General features: G+C 72.5%; 16 protein-coding genes and 1 riboswitch. Of the genes, 7 read left to right on the top strand and 9 right to left on the bottom strand.

All coding sequences use genetic code 11. The features are described 5' to 3' along the window. Window positions 1–199: 199 nt before the first annotated feature. From AB0L37_RS21335 to AB0L37_RS21320, 4 genes are read left to right on the top strand one after another with little or no spacing between them, the layout of a single operon-like run. The gene (locus AB0L37_RS21335; RefSeq protein ID WP_365507518.1) at window positions 200–1,357 is read left to right on the top strand and encodes an acyl-CoA dehydrogenase family protein; all 1,158 of its coding nucleotides are present in this window, start codon (window positions 200–202) and stop codon (window positions 1,355–1,357) included. Further along, window positions 1,354–2,952, top strand: coding sequence for a thiamine pyrophosphate-dependent enzyme (locus AB0L37_RS21330; protein WP_365507515.1), 1,599 nt, complete (start codon window positions 1,354–1,356; stop codon window positions 2,950–2,952). Before AB0L37_RS21335 ends, AB0L37_RS21330 begins: the two co-directional genes overlap by 4 nt. Beyond that, on the top strand, window positions 2,949–4,136 hold the full coding sequence (locus AB0L37_RS21325) for a Glu/Leu/Phe/Val dehydrogenase dimerization domain-containing protein (RefSeq protein ID WP_365507512.1): 1,188 nt from the start codon (window positions 2,949–2,951) through the stop codon (window positions 4,134–4,136). Before AB0L37_RS21330 ends, AB0L37_RS21325 begins: the two co-directional genes overlap by 4 nt. After that, the gene (locus AB0L37_RS21320) at window positions 4,133–6,232 is read left to right on the top strand and encodes an acetate--CoA ligase family protein (RefSeq protein ID WP_365507509.1); all 2,100 of its coding nucleotides are present in this window, start codon (window positions 4,133–4,135) and stop codon (window positions 6,230–6,232) included. Before AB0L37_RS21325 ends, AB0L37_RS21320 begins: the two co-directional genes overlap by 4 nt. Here the strand turns inward: AB0L37_RS21320 and AB0L37_RS21315 are convergent. Beyond that, a complete protein-coding gene (locus AB0L37_RS21315) occupies window positions 6,165–7,022 on the bottom strand; it encodes a helix-turn-helix transcriptional regulator (protein WP_365507506.1) in 858 nt (285 codons plus the stop codon). The genes AB0L37_RS21320 and AB0L37_RS21315 overlap by 68 nt on opposite strands. Window positions 7,023–7,135: 113 nt before the next feature. Here AB0L37_RS21315 and AB0L37_RS21310 point away from each other — a divergent pair, with 113 nt between their 5' ends. Beyond that, window positions 7,136–7,561 (top strand): hypothetical protein, encoded by a 426-nt coding sequence (locus tag AB0L37_RS21310; RefSeq protein WP_365507504.1) that lies wholly within the window; start codon window positions 7,136–7,138, stop codon window positions 7,559–7,561. Here the strand turns inward: AB0L37_RS21310 and AB0L37_RS21305 are convergent. Continuing rightward, window positions 7,530–9,119, bottom strand: a complete 1,590-nt coding sequence (locus AB0L37_RS21305; protein WP_365507501.1) for an APC family permease — start codon at window positions 9,117–9,119, stop codon at window positions 7,530–7,532. The genes AB0L37_RS21310 and AB0L37_RS21305 overlap by 32 nt on opposite strands. Window positions 9,120–9,323: 204 nt before the next feature. On the opposite strand from AB0L37_RS21305, the gene AB0L37_RS21300 reads away from it, so the two are divergent. Continuing rightward, window positions 9,324–9,944, top strand: coding sequence for a TetR/AcrR family transcriptional regulator (locus AB0L37_RS21300; RefSeq protein ID WP_365507499.1), 621 nt, complete (start codon window positions 9,324–9,326; stop codon window positions 9,942–9,944). Between the two features lie 24 nt (window positions 9,945–9,968). On the opposite strand, the gene AB0L37_RS21295 is transcribed toward AB0L37_RS21300, so the two are convergent. From AB0L37_RS21295 to AB0L37_RS21285, 3 genes are all read right to left on the bottom strand, one after another. After that, complete coding sequence (locus tag AB0L37_RS21295) at window positions 9,969–10,721, bottom strand: SIMPL domain-containing protein (RefSeq protein WP_365507496.1); 753 nt, start codon at window positions 10,719–10,721, stop codon at window positions 9,969–9,971. Window positions 10,722–10,843: 122 nt separating this feature from the next. Further along, complete coding sequence (locus tag AB0L37_RS21290; RefSeq protein ID WP_365507493.1) at window positions 10,844–11,662, bottom strand: SGNH/GDSL hydrolase family protein; 819 nt, start codon at window positions 11,660–11,662, stop codon at window positions 10,844–10,846. Between the two features lie 130 nt (window positions 11,663–11,792). Then, the gene (locus tag AB0L37_RS21285; protein ID WP_365507490.1) at window positions 11,793–12,533 is read right to left on the bottom strand and encodes a LysM peptidoglycan-binding domain-containing M23 family metallopeptidase; all 741 of its coding nucleotides are present in this window, start codon (window positions 12,531–12,533) and stop codon (window positions 11,793–11,795) included. Between the two features lie 3 nt (window positions 12,534–12,536). Further along, window positions 12,537–12,722: riboswitch (cyclic di-AMP (ydaO/yuaA leader) on the bottom strand. 367 nt (window positions 12,723–13,089) lie between these two features. On the opposite strand from AB0L37_RS21285, the gene AB0L37_RS21280 reads away from it, so the two are divergent. After that, window positions 13,090–13,887 (top strand): tyrosine-protein phosphatase, encoded by a 798-nt coding sequence (locus AB0L37_RS21280; RefSeq protein WP_365507487.1) that lies wholly within the window; start codon window positions 13,090–13,092, stop codon window positions 13,885–13,887. A gap of 13 nt (window positions 13,888–13,900) precedes the next feature. Here AB0L37_RS21280 and AB0L37_RS21275 read toward each other — a convergent pair whose 3' ends face one another. The 4 genes from AB0L37_RS21275 to dxs all read right to left on the bottom strand — a co-directional run bounded on the left by AB0L37_RS21275 (window position 13,901) and on the right by dxs (window position 18,020). Further along, complete coding sequence (locus AB0L37_RS21275) at window positions 13,901–14,047, bottom strand: DUF6126 family protein (RefSeq protein WP_338702479.1); 147 nt, start codon at window positions 14,045–14,047, stop codon at window positions 13,901–13,903. Between the two features lies 1 nt (window position 14,048). Next, entirely contained in the window at window positions 14,049–14,675 is a 627-nt protein-coding gene (locus AB0L37_RS21270) for an XRE family transcriptional regulator (RefSeq protein WP_365507484.1), read from the bottom strand. 73 nt (window positions 14,676–14,748) lie between these two features. Further along, window positions 14,749–16,134 carry an aspartate aminotransferase family protein gene (locus tag AB0L37_RS21265; RefSeq protein ID WP_365507481.1) on the bottom strand — a complete coding sequence of 462 codons (1,386 nt, stop codon included), beginning with the start codon at window positions 16,132–16,134 and terminating at the stop codon, window positions 14,749–14,751. Beyond that, entirely contained in the window at window positions 16,131–18,020 is a 1,890-nt protein-coding gene (dxs, locus tag AB0L37_RS21260) for a 1-deoxy-D-xylulose-5-phosphate synthase (RefSeq protein ID WP_365507478.1), read from the bottom strand. Before dxs ends, AB0L37_RS21265 begins: the two co-directional genes overlap by 4 nt. Window positions 18,021–18,029: the final 9 nt, after the last annotated feature.

Below are 18,029 nucleotides of genomic sequence, written 5' to 3'. Positions count from 1 at the left end.
CTCCCGTTTGATCGATCAGGGATTTCCATTATGGGCGGCCCCACCGACAACGCGCCGCGCCCCTTCCCCCTGCCTGCTCCGCCGCCCGCCGGCCACACCTGACTCGAACTGATCCATCATTCAGTAACCGGTCCATTGACAGGGCTCTCCCAGGGTCCGGATACTGACCGACGATTCAGTAAAGCCACTTGGAGGCACCGTGTCGGAACTCCCCACCGAGCTGGTCCCGCTCACCACCGAGCAGCGCGCCGTCGTGGATCTCGCGCGGTCGTTCGCGGCCGAGGAGATACGTCCGCGCGCGCGTGCCGTCGACGAGGCGGACGTCGAGACGCCCTGGGACCTGTGGCACAAGGCCGCCAAGGTCGGCATCACGGGGTTCATGCTCCCCGAGGCGTACGGGGGCGGCGGCTTCACCGACGTCTTCACGCAGGTGCTCGTCCAGGAGGAGCTGTGCGTCGGTGACCTGGGCATCGGCAACCTGCTCTGTTCGAACGGCTTCTTCGCCGACCCGGTGCTCGAGCTCGGCTCCGAGGAGCAGAAGCGCGCCTGGCTGACCCCGCTGACCGGCCCCGACTCCCCGATGACCTCGCTCGCGACGACGGAGCCCGGTGCGGGCTCGGACGCCGCCTCCATCACGACGACGGCGACCCGCGCCGCCGGCGGCTACCTCCTCAACGGCCAGAAGGCGTGGATCTCGAACGCGGGCGAGGCGGACCAGTACGTGGTGTTCGCCAAGACCGACCCGGAGCAGCGCTCGCGCGGAGTGAGCGCCTTCTTGTTGCGCAAGGACACCGAGGGGCTCACCTTCGGCGAGCCGATGCGCAAGATGGGCCAGCGCGCCATCGTGTGCCGCGAGATGTTCTTCTCGGACGTGTTCGTCCCCGAGGAGAACCGGCTCGGCGACGAGGGCCAGGGCTTCGTCGGCCTCATGCGCACCTTCGACATCTCGCGCGCGGTGCTGGGCGCGGCGGCCACCGGTGTGGCCCGCGCCGCCTACGAGTACGCACGCGACTACGCGCGCACGCGCGTGCAGTTCGGCAAGCCGATCATCGAGCACCAGGCGGTCGCCTTCCGGCTCGCGGACATGCGGACGCGGATCGAGCAGTCGCGGCTGATGACGTGGCGCGCGGCCAAGCGCCTGGACGCGGGCCTCGACGCGACCGCGGAAGCCGCCATGGCGAAGCTCACCGCGTCGGAGACGGCGGCCTACTGCACCTGGGCGGCGGTGCAGACGCTGGGCGGCTGGGGCTACTCGCGCGAGTTCCCGGTCGAACAGTGGATGCGGGACGCCAAGTTGGAGGAGATCGAGGAGGGCACCTCCGACATCATGCGCCTGGTCATCTCGAGGTCGCTGTGACGGCCGGACCGGTGCGGCTGACCGGCGGCGAGGCCGTCGTACGCGCCCTCGCCGCGCACGGCGTGACCCGCGCCTTCGGCATCCCCGGCACCCACAACCTGGAGATCTACCGCCATCTGACCGCATACGGCATCGCGCACGTCGCCCCGCGCCACGAGCAGGGCGCGGGATACGCGGCGGACGCCCACGCGCGCGTGACGGGCGCCCCGGGTGTCGCGATCACCACGACGGGTCCTGCGCTCCTGAACATCGCGGCCGCCGTCGGCCAGGCGTACTCGGACAGCGTGCCGCTCCTGGTGATCTCGCCCGGGATGCCGCTGCGCCATCCGCGCCAGTCGACGGGGCTGCTGCACGAGATGCGCAGCCAGAGCGAGGCGCTGCGCAACGTGGCCGCGTTCAGCCACCGGGTCTCCTCCATGGACGAGATCGGTGCGGCGGTGGCGCGCGCCTTCACGTTGTTCCGTACGGAGCGGCCGCGACCGGTGCACATAGAAGTGCCGCTCGACCTCCTGGAGGCGGCAGAGCCGGTGGGCCCCGTGCGTCTTGCCCCACCGACCGCGCCGGCCGTACCCGACGCGCAGGCACTCGCGGCGGCGGCCGACCTCTTGGCGCGGGCCGAGCGCCCGGCCCTCGTCCTCGGCGGCGGCGCGCGCGGCGCGGGCCCTCAGTGCCTGGCCCTTGCCGAGCAGTTGGGCGCACCGGTGGTCACCACGGCGAACGGCAAGGCGGTCGTGGACGAACAGCACCCGCTGTCGCTCGGCGTCTCCCTGCACAGCCCGGCGGTCCACAAGTGGCTCGCGAGCCGGGACGTCGTCCTCGCGATCGGCACGGAGCTCGCGGAGTCGGACCTGTGGGCCGATCTCCCGCCCCTCCAGGGTCAGTTGATCCGTGTCGATCTCGATCCCGCGCAGATGTATGCGGGCATCCCGGCGAACGTCGCGCTCGTGGGCAACGCGGCGGCCACGCTGGACGCCCTGAAGGTCGTCGGTGGCAGCGCGCCGGACGAGCGGCATGAAGAGGCGGCGGCGCTGCGCACCACGCGCGACGACGAGACCCGCGCGCGGGACGCCGTGTGGCTCCCGTACCTGGAGGCGATCCGTGCGACGCTCGCACCGGACGCGATCGTCACCTCCGACAGCGCCCAGTGCTGCTACTACGGCGCCCTGCCGCACCTCACGCTCGGCCCACAGGCCCGCTACCTGCACCCGACCGGCTTCGGCACGCTCGGCTACGCCCTGCCCGCCGCGATCGGCGCGAAGGCCGCCCAGCCGGACCGGCACGTCGTGGCGCTCAGCGGTGACGGCGGCCTCCAGTTCACCGTCCAGGAGCTGGCCACGGCGGCCGAGCTGCGGCTGCCGCTGCCCGTCGTGGTGTTCGACAACGCGGGCTACGGCGAGATCCGCGACGAGATGGCGGCCCGCGGCGACACGCCGCTCGCGGTCGACCACGCGCGCGTGGACCTGCCCGCGCTCGCCCGCGCCTACGGAGGCCACGGCGCCGTCGCCCACTCCCCCGACGAGCTGGCGACGCTCCTGGCCCGGGCCCTGACCACGCCGGGCCCCACCCTGATCACCGTCCCCGAGGAGACCGCATGACCACCCCCACGGCCCCGCTCGTCCAGCTCACCTGGACCGACCATGTCACCGGCCGCACCGGCCACTTGGTGATCGACCGGCTGGTCCGCGGCGTCTCCAGCGGCGGCCTGCGCATGCGCCCGGGCTGCACCGTCGAGGAGGTCGCCGGGCTCGCGCGCGGCATGACGATGAAGGAAGCGCTGCAATACAACCCCGAAGGGCGCTACATCCCGCTCGGCGGCGCCAAGGGCGGCATCGACTGCGACCCGCGCTCCCCGGAGGCGTACGGCGTCCTGGTGCGCTACCTGCGGGCCATGCGCCCGTACATCGAGTCGTTCTGGACGACCGGTGAGGACCTGGGTCTGACCCAGGACCTGGTCGACAGGGCGGCCGCGGAGGCGGGCCTCGTCTCGTCCATCCAGGCCGTGTACCCGCTGCTCGACGACGAGCAGGCGGCCCGCGCGCGGCTCGCCGACGCGTTCGCGCTCGACGTCGACGGGATCGGCCTCGACGAGCTCGTCGGCGGCTGCGGTGTCGCCGAGTCGGTGCTCGTCGCGCTCGACCGCGCGGGCGTCGCCCACGAGGGCACCCGTGTCGCGCTCCAGGGCCTGGGCACGATGGGCGGCGCCACGGCCCGCTTCCTCGCCCGCGCCGGCCTGAAGGTCGTCGCGGTCGCCGACCTGAAGGGCACGGTCGCCAACCCCGACGGGCTCGACGTGGAGGCGCTGCTCGCCGCCCGCGACGCGTACGGCACCGTGGAACGCGCTGCGCTGCGCCCCGAGGACCGTGAACTGCCGGGCGACGCCTGGCTGTCGGCCGACGCCGACGTGCTCGTGCCGGCCGCCGTCTCGTACGCGATCGACGCCACGAACGAGGACCGGATCACGGCCCGCTGGATCGTCGAGGCCGCCAACATGCCGGTCGTCGCGGAGGCGGAGGAGCTCCTCGCGCGGCGCGGCATCACGGTCCTGCCCGACGTGGTCGTCAACTCCGGGACGAACGCCTGGTGGTGGTGGACCCTGTTCGGCGACATCGGCGCCGACGCCGATGAGGCGTTCGCCTACACGCGGCGCTCCATGCGGGCCCTGATCGACCAGATGCTGGCCCGCGCGGAGGCCGACGGCACGACGCCGCGGGCCGCCGCGCACGCCATCGTCGCCGACCGGCTGCCCGTCATCGCGGAGCGCTTCGGGTGGTACAGGTGACCACTGAGCGAGTCGGGGAACGCGCCCCTGCCTGCGCCGACCCGCTGGGCACCCTGGACACGCTCTACGACCCCGCCTCGGTCGCGGTGGTGGGCGCGTCCGACAACCCCGAGAAGTGGGGGTACTGGCTGGCCGCCGGCGCCCTGAGCGGCCGTGCCCGGCGCGCCGTCCACCTGGTCAACCGCCGGGGCGGCCACCTTGAGGGTGAACCGTTCCTGCCGGATCTGGCGGCCGTGCCGACCGCGCCCGAGCACGTGGTCGTCGCGGTGCCGCCCCGGCAGGTGCGGCCCGTCGTCGCCGAGGGGCTCGCGGCGGGGGCGCGCTGCTTCACGGTCATCACGTCGGGCGGTGCGGGCGCCGCCGAGGAGCGGGCCCTCGCGGACCTGGTCACGTCGAACGGGGCGCGGCTGCTCGGCCCGAACTGCATGGGCGTCGTCGACACGACCAGCCAACTGCGGCTCAGCTGGGGCGACTTCCCGCACGGCGGGCTCGGCCTGGTCTCGCAGAGCGGCAACCTCGCGCTGGAGATCGGCCGGCATCTCGCCCGCGCGGGCGAGGGATTCTCGCGGTTCGTCTCGCTCGGCAACCAGCGCGACATCGACGCCGCCGACGCCCTCGCCTCGCTGATCGCGCACGAGCCCACGAGAGCGATCGCCGCGTACGTGGAGGACTTCCGGGACGGCCGCCGCCTGGCGGGCGTCCTGGCGGCCGCGCACGCCGCGGGAAAGCCGGTGCTGCTCCTGACCGTGGGCCGCAGCGCGGCGTCGGGCCGCGCCGCCGCCTCCCACACCGGCGCCCTCGTCAGCCCGCACGCCACGGTCGCCGCGGTCTGCCGCGACGCGGGCGCGCTGCTCCTCGACTCGGCCGGTGAACTTGTCGACACCGCCGTCCACTTGATGGCGCGCGGCCCCCAGCGAGGACGTACCCCGGCTCGGCGGGTCGCCGTCATCGGGGACAGCGGCGGCCAGGGTGCGCTCGCCGCCGACGTGTTCACGGCGCACGGCCTCGACGTACCCGCGCTCTCTCCGGACACCGAGACCGCCGTCGCGCAGCACCTGCCGCCCGGGGCGGGCGCGGCCAACCCGGTCGACCTCGCCGGGGCGGGCGAGGCCGATCTGGCCAACTACGCGCGCGTGGCGGGCAGTCTGCTGCACGGCGGCGATGCCGACGCGGTCGTGCTCACCGGCTACTTCGGCGACTACGCGAGCGCCAATCCGGCGCAGAGCGACACGGAGTGCGCGGTCGCGCACGCGCTGGCCGACGCCTCCGACGCCGCGGGCCGCCCGCTCGTCGTCCACACGATGGCCCGCGACACCCCTGCCCTGGCCACCCTCAGGGAGCGCGGCGTCCCGGTCTACGAGCGCATCGAGCAGGCGGCGACCGCACTGGCGGGCGCGGCCCGCCTGGCCGCCACGACACCCTGCCTCCCGGACCCGCACGAAACGCCTGGGGCGTCGTACGCCCTTGAGGACGGCGGCTACGAGAGCGTGCGCGACCTGTTGGCGGTCCATGGACTCGCCTTCCCCGTGGCCGAGTTCGTGACCGATGCGGACGCCGCCGTGGAGGCCGCGCACCGCACGGGCTACCCCCTGGCGCTCAAGGCGATGGGGCTCGCCCACAAGACGGAGGCCGGCGGGGTCGCACTCGGCATCGCCGACGAGGCCGCCCTGCGCGCCGCGTTCGCCCGTATGCGCCGGGCCACGGGTATGGAGCGCTACGCGGTCGAGGCGATGGCCACGCCCCCGTACGCGCGCGAACTCATCGTCGGCGTACGGCGGGACGCCGCGTTCGGCCCGGTCGTCATGGTCGGCGCGGGCGGTGTCACGGCCGAGCTGCACGCCGACACGGCGCTCGCCCTCGCCCCGCTCACCCCGGCACGCGCGCGTGCCCTGCTCCTGGAGCTGCGGCACGCCCCGCTGCTCACCGGCTGGCGCGGCGCCCCGCCCGTCCATCTGGAGGCGGCGGCGGCCGCCGTGTGCGCGGTCGCACGGGCCGCGGCGGACCACCCCGAACTGGCCGAACTGGAGGTCAATCCACTCCTGGTGCATCCGGGCGGGGCGATCGCCCTGGACGCGCACGGGGTGCCAGCACAGTAAGCCGCTCGGCGGTCTCCTCGTCGAGCGGCAGAAAGGCTTCGAGCCGCAGCTCGGCGAGGGTCACGTCGACCGCCGTACCGAAGTGCGTGAGCGTGCTCAGCAGGCGCAGCTCACCGACGCGGGAGCGCAGCCGCAGCGGAACGGCGAACCCCAGGTGGTCCGGGCCGACGCGCCGCGGCCGGTCCGGCAGCAACTCCTCCAGCTCGGCCAGGAGTTGAGCCGTACGCCGGTGCGGGTTGCGCGCGGCCTCGTCCCGCAGGGCGTCGACGACGTGCCATGCCCACTCCTCCAGGTTCTCGATGCGCGGCGCGAGACCGCGCGGATGCAGCAGCACGCGCGCGACGTTCACCGGCGCCTTCGACAAGGAAGCGCCCACGCCGTCGATCAGCGCATAGAAGGCGCCGTTCGCGGTGACGAGGTCCGCGCCGCGGTCGATGATGACGGCCGGGTACGGATGGTGCGCCTCCATGACGCGTTCCAGCGCCTTACGGACGGCGCCCAGGTGGGGATCCGCGAAACCGGTCTCCTTGTAGGCGGGCGCGTACCCCGCGGCAAGGAGGAGCGCGTTCCGCTCGCGCAGTGGCACCTTCATGGCCTCCGCGAGCCGTACGACCATGGCACGTCCCGGCGTGGAACGGCCGCTCTCGATGAAGCTCACATGGCGCTGTGTGGTGCCCGCGCGTGCGGCCAGTTCCAGCTGGCTGATCCTGCGCCGCGTCCGCCATCCGCGCAGCGCCTCGCCCAGGCCCCCGCCCCGTACCGTCTCCGTCGTCACCGTCTCGGTCGTCACCGGGCCGTGTCTACCCCAGGAAACGCCGATCGGCCATTCCCTGCCGGGAATTGAGGTCATACCCGGCCGGGCCGCAGAGTCGGTCGCACACACCCGCTTCCCGAGGAGTCACCGTGCCGCACATCGACGCACAGGATCTGGCCGCCCGCTACGCCGCCGTCTGGAACGAGCCGGACCCCGACCTGCGCCGCAAGGCCGTGGAGGCCCTGTGGGCGCCGGGCGGGGTCCATGTCCTGCAGCCGCCGCAGGAGATGCGGGCGGAGGCGGGCCGGCTCGGCTTCACCGCCACGGCGCTCGTGGCGCGCGGCCATCACGAACTGGAGACCCGCGTGGCGCGCTCCCACGAGGAGTTCGTGGCCACCGGCGAGTTCACGTTCCGTGCCGCGCCGGACAGCGCGTCCGCCCTGGAGGACGTCGTCACGTTCCGCTGGCAGTCGGTGCGCGCGGAGACCGGCGAAGTGTCGGGCGGCGGCCTGGAGTTCGTGACCGTCGACGCGGACGGCCGGATCAACCGCGACTATCAGTTCCCCGGGCTGTGACGTTCTCCCGGTCGCGTCGCCGCGCCTTCGCGCCGCTCGCGTAGAACACCAACCCGATCCCGATGAACAGCAGCAGCGGCAGGACCTGGCTGAGCGTGTACTGGAGCCGCTGACCGGCGAACGACTCGGGCAGCGAGTCCGCCGCGCTGCCCGCCGTCCCGAACCAGCCGACGCCGAAGCCCGGCCAGACGAGGACGACCACGGTGAACGCCACGAACCCGGTGGCCAGCACGCTCACGGTCCACGCGCCCGCGCGCCCGCCCGGAACGGCGTACGGGCGCGGCTGGTCCGGGTACTTGCGGCGCAGGACGGCGAGGCTCGGGAACGTGATGACGTAGGAGATGAAGGTGGTGCAGATCGTCAGGCCGAGGCCGGCGGCGAAGTACTTCTCGCCGTCGCCGCCGGTGAGGTTCAGGGCGACGACGAAGAAGACGGTGCCGAGCACGGCGGAGAGGAAGTTGACCCGTACCGGGGTGCCGTGCTTCTCGGAGATGCGGCCGAGCCACGCGGGCCCCGCGCCGTCCGCGCACGCGACGGCCTGCGCGCGGTGGGCGCCCATGGCCCAGGTGACGCCGGAGGTGAGCAGGCCGATGATGAGCCCCGCGGCGGCGACCCCGCCGAACACGGAGCCGAGCCCGGTGAGCGTGACCGTTCCGTCGGCCGCGATCGAGCCTCCGTAGACCGTGAACACGGCCTTGCACGCGTCGATGAAGCCGCCGAGGCTGCCGATCTCCTGGCTCGGCAGGACGAACAGGATGCCGAGGATGGGCCCGCCGTAGAGCAGCACGGCGGCGAGCCCCGAGCGCAGGATCGACAGGGGGATGTCGCGGCGCGGGTTCTTCATCTCCTCGGCGGCGGAGCTGGGCAGTTCGAAGCCCACGTAGTTGAAGATGAGGACGGGGACGAGCGCCACGAATCCGGCGTAGGTGGGGGTGAACTCGCCCGCGGGCAGCGTGTGCACACCGTGCTCGGCGGCGAACACCACGACGGAGACGAGGAAGAAGCCGAGCAGCACGATCCGCGCGACGGCGCCCGCGATCGGCACCCACTTGCCGATCCGCACCGACTGCACGACCGCGAGCGCGCCGCCCCAGATGAAGACGAGCCCGGCGAGGTACTTCCAGAAGCCGGGCAGCGGCGTGAAGAACTCCTCCCAGGTGGTGAGGGCGATGATGCACAGACTGCCGCCCACCCAGACCGGGTTGGATATCCAGTACAGGAGCTGGTTGACCCCGGCGACGAGCCGGCCGAAGGCGAGCCGGGTCCACACGTACGGGCCGCCCTGCACCGGGAAGGCGGAGCCGAGTTCGGCGACGAGAAGCCCGTACGGCAGGAAGAAGGCGAGGGCGAGGATCGCCATCCAGGTGATGCCCTGCGGGCCCTGGGCCGCGACCGAGCCGATGGTGTCGAGGCCGACGAGCGTGCAGATCAGGAAGAACAGCACGTCGAGCCGGCGCAGGTCCTTGCGCAGCCTGGAGCGCTGTTCGCCCCAGCCTTCCGAGAGGTCGGGGGTGCCCGCTGGGGGCTGGTTCTGCGGGACGGGCGGCGCTTGGGTCACGAGGTGCTCCTGGCGGCGACAGGACTGCTCCGACGGGGGACGACCGACCCCTATTGACTGAATGGCCAGTCAGTAGAGGAGAGTAGAGGGACTGTGGCGCGCCCGTCAGGAAGGTGTCAAGGGTCCTGCGCGAAGCGGCGGCCACGAGCCCGGCACGGACCTCCCGCGCCGCCGCCCGCGGACGGGACCAACTAGGGTGACCGCGTGGCCAGAGTCCGGTTGAGCGTGGCAGAGCGGCGCGAGGAGCTGCTGCGCGCCGCCATCGAACAGATCGAGGCGCGCGGTGTCGCCGCCGTGCGCATCGCCGACGTGGCATCGGCGCTCGGCGTGAGCAACGCGCTGGTGCTGTACCACTTCTCGACGAAGGAGAAACTCGTCGCGGCCGCGTTCGCGTACGCCGCCGAGGGCGACCTGGCGCATCTGCGCAAGCTGCTCGGGCGGCGCACGTCGGCCCTCAAGCGGCTCCGTGCGGCGGTGCGCTGGTACGCGCCGACCGGGCAGGCCAAGGGCTGGCGGCTGTGGATCGAGGGCTGGGCCGTGTCGCTGCGCGAGCCCGCGCTGCGCGAGGTCGCCCGCGACCTCGACCAGCGGTGGAAGGCGGAACTCGCGGACGTGATCGCGCAGGGCGTCGCCGCGGGCGAGTTCAGCTGCCCCGACCCGGCGGCGACGGCCCTGCGCCTGACCGCCCTGCTCGACGGGCTCGCGGTGCAGATGACGGCGTACGACGGCGCGGTGTCGCGGGCCCGTACGCAGGAGTGGGCCGATGAGGCGCTCGCACGGGAACTGGGCCTGGAACGGGCCGAGTTGACGGGGGCGGGCCGGTAGCACCGCCCCCCCGGGGCACAGTCGTCAGCGCAGCTCGTACACCGCCGTCAGCGTCACCTCGTCCTCGATCTCGCCGGGCGCCACCGGCACCTTCTCCATCGCGTCGAAGGCGACCGCGGAGACCGCCACCGGGCGCGGCCGGCCGCCCGCGCCCTCGTCGAGCGAGACGAGACGGCCGAGCTTGTGCCCGGTCAGCTCGGCGTACTGCACGGCCTTCGCGTGGGCGTCGGCGTGCGCGGCCTTGCGGGCCTCGGCGCGCAGGGCGCTCGGGTCGGCGACGTCGAAGGTGACACCGTGGAGGCGGATCGCGTCGCCGGACGCGTCGGACATCGCCTGGATGACGGCGCCGGTGCGCTTCAGGTCGCGGATTTTCACGGAGAACGCCTGGGACGCCTGGTAACCCGTGAGCTTCGGGGCGGAGCCGGGCTCGGGCCCGTCCGCGTACACGGCGGACAGGGCGAGGGCCTCGGTGCGTACGTCGCGGTCGGCGATCCCGGCCTCGCGCACGGCGTCGAGCAGCGCGTCCGCCGCGCGGCTCTGGGCGGCGAGCGCCTCCTTGGCGCTCGCGCCGGACACCTCGACGCCCGCCGTGACGGTGGCCATGTCCGGCGCGGCGGCGGCCCGGCCCTCACCGGTGACCGTCAGGGTCGCGGGCCGGGGCGCCTGCGCGCCGACCGCGGCCGGGGCCTGCGGGGCGGCCGCCGCGGGGAACGCGGGCAGGCCGACGGCGAGCAGGGCCGCGGCGAGCGCGGCGCAGTGGCGGGTACTGACAGGCATGGGATCGGGGTCCTTCCCGGTCGGGCCCGCCCCGGCGGCGGGCAGCCGACATCCCAGCACCCGCGCCGGTCCCGGCAGGACACGCCACTCCGCCCGGTCACCTCACCGGCGCAGCCCCGGACTCAGGACGCGGACTCCAGGTGAGCCTTGATCGCGTGCGGGTCGACGAACCCCTTGGCCTGCACCCGGTCGCCGGACGACTCGCCGCGCAGTCGCCGCCCGATCCACGGCACCAGGAACTCGCGGGCCCAGTGGATGTCGTCGCGCCGCACCTCGAACGTGCCGCGCGGCGGAAGCAGCGGCCAGGGCTGCTCCGGGTCGGCGGGGACCTCGATGCCGAGCGCCTGCGCGGCGCGCAGCGCGACCCGGGTGTGCCCTTCGGCCGACAGGTGCAGCCGGTCCTCGTCCCAGGCCCTGCGGTCGTGGAGCGACTTGAGGGACCACAGGTCGAGCATCGCGCAGCCGTGCCGGTCGGCGATGGCCCGTACGTGCATGTTGTACGTGGCGATCTTGCCGCGCAGGTGCTTGAGCACGGCGACGTCGCGGGTGTCGAAGCCGGTGGCGACCATGACGGTCCCCGCGGCCTCGGAGAGCCGCACCACGGCCTTCTCGAAGCGCTCGGCCACGTCGTCCGGGTCGGTGCCGGGGCGGATGATGTCGTTGCCGCCCGCGACGAGGGTCACCAGGTCCGGGGCGAGCTCGACGGCTCGCGGGAGCTGGTCCTCGACGATCTGGTCGATGAGCTTGCCGCGGACCGCGAGGTTCGCGTACTGGAACGTGTCCTCGGGGACGCGGTCGTCCAGGAGGACGGCGAGCCGGTCCGCCCATCCGACGAAGTTCCCGTCGGGCCCGGGGTCCCCGACGCCTTCGGTGAAGCTGTCCCCCACCGCCGCGTAGGACCGAATCGTGCCGCCGCTGAATGATCTCGATTCGTTTGCCACGACCACACATCTTTCACCCTGGGATGTGACCTACGCGACCGTAGCCAGGGGTTGACGGGTGGTGAGATAGCCCACTCGGCCCCCGGGGAATATCCCGGGGGGCCGAGTGGATCGCGCGCGCCGGGTCCTGTCAGACGCTCACACCGTGCTGGCGCAGGTACGCCAGGGGGTCGATGTCGGAGCCGTAGTTCGGGGACGTACGGATCTCGAAGTGCAGGTGCGGCCCGGTGACGTTGCCGGTCGCGCCCGACAGGCCGATCTGCTGCCCGGCGGTGACGGCCTGGCCGGCCGAGACGCCCACCGACGACATGTGGGCGTACTGCGAGTACTTGCCGTCGGCGTGCTGGATGACGACCTCGTTGCCGTAGCTGCCGTCCCAGCCGGCCGAGACGACGGTGCCGGCGGCGATCGCCTTGAGCGAGGTGCCGGTGGCAACGGTGAAGTCGGTCCCGGTGTGGTAGCCGCTGGACCACATGGAGCCGTTCTGGTGGTACGGGGTACCGATGGACGCGGCGACGGGCTTCACGTAGGAGGTGGTGGTGGAGGCGCTCGCCTGCGTCGCCGTGGTGGTGGCCTTGGCCGCGCCGCCGAGCGTGAGCTTCGTGCCGGGCTTGATGAGCGCGGCGTCGGAGCCGATCGCGGCCTTGTTGTCCTGGTAGAGCTGCTTCCAGCCGCCGTCGACGCCCTGCGCCTCGGCGATCTTGGAGAGCGTGTCACCGGCCTTCACCGTGTACGTCGTGGCGGTGGCGGCATGGGCGCCGGTCGCGCCGATCAGCGGCAGGGCGAGCGCGGCTCCGCCGGCGGAGACGACGGCGGCGGCGCGGGTGACGCGCTGGGACTTCGGACGGCGGTGCTTTCCCTTTGCGGGCATGGCGAAATCTCTCTCCGTCGCCTACGAGGTGAGCTGTCGGGTTCGGACGGGAGATGTCCGGCCGCGCCCGTCGTACGGACGCGACTTCACCCCGAGCCGCATGGGGAATTCCCTCGGCGGCGTACTGCCTGTGGGTCCCCCGCTCCTGCCGTCACGGGTAGTCGTTCGGAATCCGGGCGGTGGCAGGACTAGGCGTTCCGACCGGAGTTGGTGGTGACCGTAAAGGAATGAGAAAGGCGGCGACAAGCGCCGAATTCACGTACGCCAGCCCTTTCTTGATCGACTGGGAGTTCCCGGTGTCACCCTGCGTCGACCCTTCCGCTTTACCAACGCCTTACCCCTAGCAAATTCCGCGCGCCGCAATCCGGACGACCGCCACGGAACGTCACGGCTATGAGCCTGCTCACGCAGACCTGCGCAACACCCGTGCTACCAGGGACAGTTACCAAGGAAAGCCTCAAATCGGACAGATGGTTGCCCCGGGAAGCCATGTCGTATCGTCAGGAGCGCGATCCGCCGGCGAGCAACGCCGGTGCCCCGACCGGGAGGAGCCCCCGTGACGCAGCACGTCCCGTCCACCGAGCCCGAGCTGGCCGGAGTACGCAACTTCCGGGACGTCGGCGGCCTCCCGACCGTGGACGGCCGGCGCGTGCGCCAGGGCGTGCTCTACCGCAGCGGACACCTCGCCCACGCCACCGCCGAGGACGCGGTGTTCCTCGCGGGCCTCGGGCTGCACACGGTCTTCGACTTCCGCAACGCGGCGGACCAGCGCCTTGAGGGCGCCGACGTCGAGTTGCCGGGCGTGCGCAATGTGAACCTGCCGCTGTCCGACCCGGCCGACGGCGCCGAGTTCTGGCAGATGGTCCGCGACGGCGACATAGAGCAGCTGCGGGCGCTCCTGTCCGAGGGCCGCGCCGCGAACCGCATGATCACGTCCTACCGCTCGATCATCACGCAGCGCACCGGCGAGCACAGCCGGGTGCTGCACGCGCTCGCCGAGGACAGCGTCCCCGCCCTGATGCACTGCGCCGCGGGCAAGGACCGCGCGGGCCTGTCGATCGCCGTGACACTGCTCGCGGTCGGCGTGGAGCGCGACGCCATCGAGGCGGACTACCTGGAGTCGAACGCGAAGCACCGCCGCTACAAGGTGCGCCGCAGCGGCACGTCCGCGGACGCGTACTCCCCCGAGGTCATGGAGCTGCTCAGCCCGCTCTTCGACGCGCGCGCCGAGTACCTGAACGCGGCCTTCGAGACGCTCGAGGAGACCTGGGGCAGCACGGACCGCTACCTGGAAGAGGGCCTGAAGCTCACCGCGGCCGACCGCGAGCGGCTGCGCGAGCGCCTGCTGGACTGACGGTCCAGGCCGCCTACTGGCCGCCGCCCAGCGTGAACAGCAGATAGATGAAGGCGGCCAGGGCGTGCCCGGCGAAGACGTACACGAGGACCCGCACCCAGATGCCGCGCGGCAGCTTGTCCTCGATGTCACGGCCCGCGGGCCGCTCGGTGTCACTCATGTCAGACCTCCCGGATCGGACCGGCCGCGGGGCCGAGGCACAGCGCGGCGGTCGGGCTCTGCAACAGGGTGTGGACGAAGAGGAGCTCGGCCCCGCCCTGGTCCGCCGCGGCGAGCCGGTGCGGGGTGAGCGAGTCGAAGTGGGCGCTGTCACCCGGGCCGAGCCGGTGGGTCGTGTCCCCGAGCCGCAGCCGCAGCCGCCCTTCGAGGACGTAGAGCCACTCCTCGCCGGGGTGGACGCGCACGATGTCGCCCTGGCTGCCGTACGGGATGTGGACCCGCAGCGCCTGCATGCCGCGGCCGGGGGCGCCGGCCTGCCGGTACACCCAGCCGCCGGCCTCGGTGGGCTCCATGGCCCCGGCCCGGACGACGGCGTCACGGTCGGCGGGGGTCTCGCCGAGCAGTTCGGAGACCGTCGTACCGTAGGTACGGGCGAGAGCGAGCAGCATCGGCAGCGACGGCTGGCGCTGTCCGGTCTCCAGGCGTGAGAGGTGGGCCGGCGACAGGCCGGCCGCGCGGGCCGCGTGCTCCAGCGTGAGGGAGGCGCGGCGGCGCAGGGCGCGCAGCTGGGGCGCTACGGCGGGCAGCTCCGGGGGCTCCGGAACCTCCTCCGGGAGGGCAGGACTCATGCTGTCGATTCAGCCAGAGCCCTGCCCCAGCGGCAAATCCTTTGCCTCAGAGGCAAAGTCTCTCGGGGGCGTCTCAGCGGTTGGCGACCGCCTGCTTGATCAGTGTCTTGCTGAAGTCCCACATCAGTCCACCGCCGCTGTGCGCGTCGTCCATCACGGCGGTGAAGGCCTCCACGAACCGGTCGACGTCGGCCTCGTCCACGACGAGCGGCGGGATCAGCTTGATCACCTCCAGGTGGTCGCCGGAGACCTGTGTGAGGATCCGGTGTTTCTGGAGCAGCGGCACGACGACCATCTGCGCGAACAGGCCCTTGCGCGCGGCCTGCAGCATCGTCCAACGGCTGCGCAGCTTCAGGGACTTGGGCCGGCCGAACTCGATGCCGATCATGAGCCCGCGTCCGCGCACGTCGCTGAGCAGCTCGTAGCGGTCGACGAGCGCGGCGAGCCGGGACTTCAGGAGATCGCCCATGGCGCGGGCGTTCGCGACGATCTGGTCGTCCTCCATGACCGACAGGACGGCGAGCCCGGCCGCCATCGCCTGCGCGTTGGACCCGAAGCTCGCCGAGTGGACGAGGACACGGTCCATGGACGAGTAGACCTTCTTGAAGATCCAGTCCTTGCCGAGCGTCGCGCCGACCGGGACATAGCCGCCCGACAGCGCCTTCGCGACGCACACGAGGTCCGGCTCGACGCCGTCCTCGTGCTGGTACGCGTAGAAGTCGCCGGTGCGGCCGAGCCCGGTCTGCACCTCGTCGGCGATGAGCAGCGCCTTGTGCCCCCGCAGGAGGTCCTGCGCGGCCCGCAGATACCCGGGCGGCGACTCGTGCACGCCCTTTCCCTGGATGGGCTCGACGATGAGCGCGGCGACGTCCCCCTTCCTCAACTCCCGTGCCAGCGCGTCGAGATCGCCGAGCGGGACGGCGGTGTCGGGCAGCAGCGGGGCGAACCCGTCACGGAATCCGTCCTCGCCGTTGACCGACAGGGAGCCGGTGGTCAGACCGTGGAAGGCGTGCGCGCAGTACAGGACGCGCGGCTTGCCGGTGGCGTACCGGGCGAACTTGAGCGCGGTCTCCACGGCCTCCGTGCCGCTGTTGCCGAAGAACACCCGGTCCAGGTGCGGGCTGTGCGCGATCAGCTTCTCGGCGAGCAGGCCCGGCAGCGGCTGGCAGTCGAACCGGGTCAGGTCGGCGAGCGAGGCGTCGAGGACGTCGTGCAGCGCCTTGCGGACGACGGGGTGGTGCCGGCCGAGGCCCATGACGCCGAAGCCGGCGAGCATGTCCAGGTAGTCGTTGCCGTCCGCGTCCCAGAAGTGCGCGCCCTCGGCCCGCTCGTAGACCTTGTCGAAGCCGATGGTGTGGAGCATCTTCGGCAGTTGGTGGTTGAGGTATCTGGCGTGCAGCTCGTACCGTTCGGCGCCGCGCTCGGCGAGCAGCGTGCCGAGGTCGAACTCCTTGCTCATGCGTCGTTCTCCTTGCCTGACTTCAGACTGAGCGAGGCGCTGATCCGTCCCGCGATCTCCACCGGTGTCAGACCGATGTCGGCGAGCACCTCGCCCCGCTTGGCGTGCGCCAGGAACTGTTCGGGGATCCCGAACCGGCGTACGGGCACATCGACGTCGGCGTCCCCGAGGGCGAGCGCGACGGCCGAACCGACGCCTGCCGCACGGCTGTTGTCCTCGACGACGGCGACCATCTCGTGGTCGGCGGCCAGCGGCGCGAGGGCCGGGTCGACCGGCTTGACCCAACGCGGGTCCACCACCGTGGAGTTGATGCCGCGCGCGGCGAGCAGCTCGGCGACCTGGAGGCAGACCGGTGCCATGACGCCGACGGAGACGAGCAGCACGCGCGCGTCGTCCGCCCGGTGCAGGACGTCGACGCCTCCCACCCGGTCGACCGCCGGGATCTCGGGCCCCACCGACTCCTTGGGGAAGCGCAGCATGGTCGGCGCGTCGTCCACGGCGACGGCTTCCCGCAGCTGGAGCCGGAGTTGGTCGGCGTCGCGCGGCGCCGCGATCCGCAGTCCGGGCACGACCTGGAGCACGGACATGTCCCACATGCCGTTGTGCGAGGCGCCGTCGACGCCGGTCACCCCGGCCCGGTCGAGCACGAACGTCACCCCGCACTTGTGCAGCGCGACGTCCATGAGCAGCTGGTCGAAGGCCCGGTTGAGGAAGGTCGCGTAGACGGCAACTACGGGATGCAGTCCGCCGGTCGCGAGTCCCGCGGCCGACACGGCGGCATGCTGCTCGGCGATCCCGACGTCCCACACCCGCCCGGGGAACTCCTCGGCGAACTTGGTCAGGCCCACCGGGTGCAGCATCGCCGCCGTGATGGCGACGACGTCGTCCCGCTCGCGCCCGATCCGCACGATCTCGTCGCCGAACACCGAGGTCCAGGACGGCCCGTTGGAGGGGGCGAGCGGCTCGCAGGTCAGCGGGTCCATCACGCCCACCGTGTGGAACCGGTCGGCCTCGTCGGCGAGCGCGGGTTCGTACCCGCGCCCCTTCTCGGTCAGACAGTGCACGAGGACGGGCCCGTGGAAGCGTTTCGCGCGGCGCAGCGCGGACTCCATGGCGCCCACGTCGTGCCCGTCGATCGGTCCTACGTACTTGAGACCGAGGTCCTCGAACATGCCCTGCGGCGCGAACGCGTCCTTGAACCCCTTCTTCGCGCCGTGCAGCGACTCGTACACCGTGTGCCCGACGACCGGCGTCCTGAGCAGCACGTCCTTGCCCCAGGCGAGCACCTTCTCGTACGAGTCGGTGGTGCGCAGCGTCGCGAGGTGGTTGGCCAGGCCGCCGATGGTCGGTGCGTAGGAGCGTTCGTTGTCGTTGACGACGATGATCAGCGGGCGGTCCTTGGCGGCCGCGATGTTGTTCAGCGCCTCCCAGGCCATGCCGCCGGTCAGCGCGCCGTCCCCGATGACGGCGACGACGTGCCCGCGGTCCCCCTGCACCTGCCGCGCCTTGGCGAGGCCGTCCGCCCAGCCGAGCGCGGTCGAGGCGTGGCTGTTCTCGACGATGTCGTGCTCGGACTCCTCGCGCGAGGGGTAGCCGGACAGGCCGCCCTTGCCGCGCAGCTTCGAGAAGTCCTGACGGCCGGTCAACATCTTGTGCACGTAGCTCTGGTGGCCGGTGTCCCAGACGATCCGGTCGACCGGCGACTCGAAGACGCGGTGCAGCGCGATGGAGAGTTCCACGACGCCCAGGTTGGGCCCGAGGTGGCCGCCCGTCCTCGCGACCGCGTGGATCAGGAACTCCCTGATCTCCAGGGCCAGTTCGTCGAGCTCCTCCTCGCTCAGCGCCTTCAGGTCGCGCGGCCCCCGGATGGATTCCAGAATCGTCACGCTCGAGCC

The organism is Streptomyces sp. NPDC052225 (assembly GCF_040679615.1).
Classification (GTDB): Bacteria; Actinomycetota; Actinomycetes; order Streptomycetales; family Streptomycetaceae; genus Streptomyces.
Note: the sequence above shows the minus strand (reverse complement) of the source record. Positions and strands in the feature narration are given on the sequence as shown.

Coding starts and splice junctions, on each gene's coding strand:
- AB0L37_RS21325 (WP_365507512.1), top strand. CDS start 2,949: ATGACCACCCCCACGGCCCCGCTCGTCCAGCTCACCTGGACCGACCAT.
- AB0L37_RS21295 (WP_365507496.1), bottom strand. CDS start 10,721: ATGCCTGTCAGTACCCGCCACTGCGCCGCGCTCGCCGCGGCCCTGCTC.
- AB0L37_RS21285 (WP_365507490.1), bottom strand. CDS start 12,533: ATGCCCGCAAAGGGAAAGCACCGCCGTCCGAAGTCCCAGCGCGTCACC.
- AB0L37_RS21275 (WP_338702479.1), bottom strand. CDS start 14,047: ATGAGTGACACCGAGCGGCCCGCGGGCCGTGACATCGAGGACAAGCTG.
- AB0L37_RS21270 (WP_365507484.1), bottom strand. CDS start 14,675: ATGAGTCCTGCCCTCCCGGAGGAGGTTCCGGAGCCCCCGGAGCTGCCC.
- AB0L37_RS21265 (WP_365507481.1), bottom strand. CDS start 16,134: ATGAGCAAGGAGTTCGACCTCGGCACGCTGCTCGCCGAGCGCGGCGCC.